This is a genomic window from Pseudomonas sp. P4_B4, assembly GCF_056402255.1.
This window is the reverse complement of sequence record NZ_JBFUHS010000070.1, coordinates 1-5,017: the sequence shown is the minus strand read 5'-3', so window position 1 is coordinate 5,017 and position 5,017 is coordinate 1. Positions and strand designations below refer to the sequence as shown.

Here is a 5,017-nt window from a genome sequence, read left to right as displayed (position 1 = left end):
CAAGCACCACCCACCTGGTTTTGCGATGCTGGATAACTGATGACGTGAACGGCCAACCGGCCTGACGACAACCCTGGGCTCTCACACGGCTGAAAGGCCGTTCCACTAATTAGGGTCGTTGGGCATCGATTCTCATCGAGGCGCGGGGCGACAACCCCAACTCAGACGCCGGATAGATGAAAGCAAGCCAAACACGACATCAACAACAGTATTGCAGAAAAGGGGGTAACCATAGATGTGGGAGCGAGCCTGCTCGCGATGGGGCCAGAACTGACGACAAAAAAAGCCCGCCTGATCTGTTTAGAATCGGGCGGGCCTTTTTACGCCTGGGGTTCAATCAGACGATCAAGGGTACTGCTGAACCTGACCTTACTGCTGAGCACCATACTGCTGGCCCGGAATCGCCTTGAGGTTGACTTCTACACGGCGGTTCTGCGCCCGGCCATTGACGTCGCCGTTGCTGGCAACCGGGCTATCGGGACCTGCGCCGCGAGCGCTCAGGTTGGCACCGCCGACACCTTGCGAGGTCAGGTAGGTTGCCACGCTCTGGGCACGACGCTGGGACAGGTCCATGTTGTGCTGGCGGCTGCCGGTGCTGTCGGTATAGCCGACGATCTCGATCTGGTTCTGGTTGAACTCTTTCAGCGAGCCCGCCAGGTTGTTCAGCGGCTGATAGAAACTTGGGGCAATGTTCGCCGAATCGGTAGCGAACGTGATATTGCCCGGCATGATCAGTTTGATCTGGTCGCCCTCGCGCTGCACTTCAACACCGGTGTTGGCCATGCTGGCGCGCAGCTTTTTCTCCTGCTGATCGGCGTAGTAGCCGTAGCCGGCGGCGGAAGCACCGACCACCGCAGCACCGATCAGTGCGCCCTTGCCACGGTTATCGTGGTTGATCGCAGCACCGGCCAGCGCACCGGCCAGAGCGCCCAAGCCACCGTATTTCGCGGTCTTGCTCATGCCTTCGGAGCCGCTATCCGTCTGGCCCTGAGCCTGGCCCTGACCGCCGTATGGGTTAGGCGAGGCACAACCGGACAAAACGGCCACAGCCGTAGCGAGAATAATCAAACGACGCGTGGTGAACATGTAAAGCTCCTACTTTTTTGCATTCTGTGGTGCAACGGACCAAGGCATCAGCCTTTGCGGGCGTTGGATCATGTTAATGGGTAAAAATTCCGAATGTTACAAATCAGCCCCGAACAAACGGGTTCTCGCGCATTTCGTCGCCCAGACGGGTATCCGGACCATGCCCGGTCACCACTGTCGCGTCCTCGTCGAGGGTGTACAGCCGCTGCTTGATCGAGCGCACGATGGTCGCCTGGTCGCCGCCCCACAAATCCGTGCGCCCGACTCCGCGACGAAACAGCGTATCACCGGCAATCAGCAGCTTGGCCTCGGAAAACCAGAAGCTCATGGAGCCCGGTGTATGACCCGGGGTGTGCAGCGCCACGCCACAGCCGCAGGCCAGTTCTTCATCATCGGCCAGCCAGCGATCCGGGGACGGCACCGGGGTATAAGGAACGCCGAACATCTGGCACTGCATTTCCAGGTTGTCCCACAGAAACTGGTCTTCCTTGTGCAGATGCAGGGTCGCGCCGGTTTTCTCCTTGAGTTGGCCGGAAGCCAGGAAATGATCGAGGTGCGCGTGGGTGTGAATGATGCTGACCACTTTCAGCCCCAAGGCATCGAGACGCGCCAGGATCAGTTCATGATTGCCACCCGGATCGACGACGATGGCCTTTTTCGTTACCGGATCGCCGATGATCGTGCAGTTGCACTGCAAAGGACCGACAGGGAAGGTTTCGCGGATGAGGGTGGGTTGCTGGGACATCGGGGCCTGCTCGATAAACGGGGATGAACGATTTTCGCACAATTGAGTATCCAGCCAATGGCCGCGATGTGTAACGTGAAAAAACCTTAACCCAGTACCCCCAATTCCTTGGCCCGCGCCACGGCCTGCGTGCGCCTCTCGACCCCGAGTTTGCTGTTGATGTGGCTGGCGTGGGTCTTGACCGTGTGTAAGGAAATAAACAGCTGATCGCTGATTTCCTGGTTCGAACAGCCCTGGGCGATCAATCGCAGGACCGCCAATTCCCGCGTGCTGAGCTGCTCCGCAGCCGCGCAGGATTCCGGTCCGGGGCGGGCAGTCAATGCCGGCAGTTTTTCACTGAGGCTCAGGGAAACAGGGGTTGGCGGACACTGTTGAAGCTGCCCGCGCAGCCAGTCCGGGTGCTCGGCCAGCAAGCCCTCAAAGGGTTGCAGCACCCCTCCGCCAGCGGCGTCCAATGCCTGGGTCAGCGCCTTGCGTGCTTCCGGTTCCCGTCCGCTGCCGAGCAATAACGCCACTTTCTGGGTCAACGCCATGGCACTGAGCATCTGCCGACCGCTTTGCTGGCCATGTTCGAGCAGCGCATTCAAACGCCCTTCGGCCAGCATCGGTTGGCCCTGGATGACGTCGAGCAAGGCTTGTTGCAATTCGATATGCAGCGGCAATTGCGGGTGGAATTCCGGTGGTGCTGCCCCGTTTTCGCCGTTATAGGTCTGCCCCAGGCGCGCCAGCCAGGCTTCGGCCAGATCGGTGCGCCCCTGGGCCAGCCAGAGTTCGCATTTGACCAGGGTGATCATGGCCAGGTAGTAGATCGGCGGCACATCCCAGATGTGCATCAGCCGTTCGGCTTCGGCCAGTTCGGCAAAGGCCTTGGCGAACTCGCCGCTGCTGCCTTCCAGCCTGGCAATCACACAGTGGCCGATCAGCACGCTGATGTCACGACAGGCACGCGCCTCGCTCAAACCAGCCTGCAATCGCACCCGCGCCGCCTGCGGCTGCATGCGCAGGGCCAGCAAAAAGCCTTCATACAAGGTCAGCCGGGCGCGAACCGCATACAGCCGTTGCGCCGACAAGCTCTGCAGGCGCTGCATTCCCTGGCGGACCTCTTCCAGCGCCCGACAGATTTCCCCGCGTGCTTGCAGCACCCGGGCGCGGTCGTAATGTGCCAGTGCTTCGAACAAGGGGTTGCCGACCCGTTGCGCCAGCTCCAGCGATTCGCGGTTAAGCCCTCGTGCCCGCCACAAATCACCGTCGGCAATGGCCAGGTTGGACAGGGTCGAGAGGCACATCAGGCGCTGGCCGTAACGCTTGGACGGAAGACTTTCCAACGCTTCGCGGCAGTACCGCAGCGTCAGTTCGCGGTTACCGCGCCCACGGGCAATGATGCCGCTCAACGCCAGCCATTGAGCGAGCATCGACTTCTGGGCGGTGGCCGACGGCGCAGGCAGGAAACGGCTCAAATTGCTGGCCAGCTCTTCGGCGGCATCCAGTTGGCACGCCATCCCCAACGCCCAGCTATAGAGCACGATCAGTCGCGGCGTGCTGATCAGCAAGCTGTCAGGCAAGTCCATTTTCCAGCGCAGCAACATGCCGACGTTCTGCTCGGCCAGCAGCTGCTCTTCGGAGAGGTTTTGCACCAGGTTCGCCGCGACATCCAGGTGACCGGCACGCAAGGCCTGCTCCACGGCCTCATCGAGCAGCCCCTGGGCATTGAACCAGCGGCAGGCACGCAGGTGAAGGCTAGCGGCCGGCACCATCGACTGGGAAGTCGGCCGCGTGCGCAACAGATCGGAAAACAGGTGGTGGTATCGATACCAGTGGCCATGTTCGTCCAGCGGCACCAGGAACACTTGGTGGGCAAGCAGGAAGCGCAGGATCTCCCCGCTGTCATGGGCGTCACGAACGGCATCGCACAGTTCGCTGCAAAAACGCTCCTGGGGCGCCGTGTCATAGAGGAACGACTGAACCTCGGCGGGCAGGCAATCGATGACCTCTTCGAGCAGGTAATCGCGGATCAGCCCTTCCCCGCCGTGCAACGATTGCGGCAGTGCACCATCGGTGCCCGCCTCCGAGGCGGCCAGCAGCCAGAAACGTAAACCCGCGACCCAACCTTCGCTGCGCTGGATCAGGTTTTCCAGTGCCTCACCGCGCAAGGAACTGCTGTGCCGGTCGAGCAGGCTCAAGGCCTCGTCGTGGGTCAGGCGTAAATCCTGTTCATGTAACTCAAGCAGTTGCCGCGACAGCCGCAGTCGCGCCAGGTGCCAGTCGGGACGCTGGCGACTGGTGACCATCACCAGCAAGCCATCGGGAAGATGATTGAGGAAAAATTGCAGGCAACGGTCCAGCACCGGCCCCTGGGCCAGATGGTAATCATCCAGCACCAGCAGTAATGGTGTCGCGGTGGACAGGTGCTCGGCCAATTCGTCGAGCAGGCCATCCAGCCACTCTTCGAACGCGAACGGCTGATGGCGCTGGCGCATTTTCAACAGCCCGAGGGATTGCCTGCCCAGATGCGGAAAATAGTCCTGTAGGCCTTCCAGCAAGCGCTCGAGAAAACGCCCTGGGTCACTGTCTCGCGGGCTCAACCCCAGCCAGAGACTTTGCCAGTGCGCCGGCAACCCCTGACAAAACTCCACCGCCAATGAACTCTTGCCGAACCCTGCCGGTGCGCTGACCAGCAATAACCTGCCACCAAGCCCGGCACTCAGGCGCTCGCACAAACGTGGACGCAGCACATGGCCGTCGGGCAACGGCGGGCGGAAGAAGCGCCCGTCGAGTGTCGCGACAGCAACGTGTGCAGAACCTGGGGATGTAGACAAATCAGTCATAGCCGGCTCTTGTTTGAATTGCGGGTGGCGGCGTTGCAGATGTCCGCAGCCTAGCCGTAAACGGATAGGGAATGAAGGTAATTGCTACAAATGGCTACAAAAAGTCTACAAACAATCGGCATAGGGGACGGCCTTCATAGACCGTACCCCTGCCACACCACCCGGCATGCGGGTCCGCACCGGGCGGTTCGAGGGATTGAGGTCAGGAGAGACGTGGAAGTCCCAAGCGATCAAACCACGCGAGATTAAGCACCCAATTCAAGGCCCATCGACTGTTGTCCCACCAACGACGGGTGTTACATGCCACTTTCTGGGCGACTTCTTTACTCGCACCCAAAGCCCGTAATTCACGATAAGTCGT

The 5,017-nt window shown here is 60.7% G+C and carries 3 protein-coding genes and 1 pseudogene; all 4 read right to left on the bottom strand.

Annotated features, from left to right (window positions below):
- Nucleotides 1–369: 369 nt before the first annotated feature.
- Nucleotides 370–1,086, bottom strand: a complete 717-nt coding sequence (locus tag AC1DVE_RS30960) for a YiaD family glycine zipper/OmpA-like lipoprotein (RefSeq protein ID WP_223538344.1) — start codon at nt 1,084–1,086, stop codon at nt 370–372.
- Nucleotides 1,087–1,189: 103 nt separating this feature from the next.
- Complete coding sequence (locus AC1DVE_RS30955; RefSeq protein ID WP_057713346.1) at nt 1,190–1,831, bottom strand: MBL fold metallo-hydrolase; 642 nt, start codon at nt 1,829–1,831, stop codon at nt 1,190–1,192.
- Nucleotides 1,832–1,917: 86 nt separating this feature from the next.
- Entirely contained in the window at nt 1,918–4,656 is a 2,739-nt protein-coding gene (locus AC1DVE_RS30950; protein WP_223538342.1) for a winged helix-turn-helix domain-containing protein, read from the bottom strand.
- A gap of 202 nt (nt 4,657–4,858) precedes the next feature.
- A pseudogene (locus AC1DVE_RS30945) lies at nt 4,859–5,017 on the bottom strand (group II intron reverse transcriptase/maturase); the annotation flags it as partial.

Coding starts and splice junctions, on each gene's coding strand:
- AC1DVE_RS30950 (WP_223538342.1), bottom strand. CDS start 4,656: ATGACTGATTTGTCTACATCCCCAGGTTCTGCACACGTTGCTGTCGCG.
- AC1DVE_RS30955 (WP_057713346.1), bottom strand. CDS start 1,831: ATGTCCCAGCAACCCACCCTCATCCGCGAAACCTTCCCTGTCGGTCCT.
- AC1DVE_RS30960 (WP_223538344.1), bottom strand. CDS start 1,086: ATGTTCACCACGCGTCGTTTGATTATTCTCGCTACGGCTGTGGCCGTT.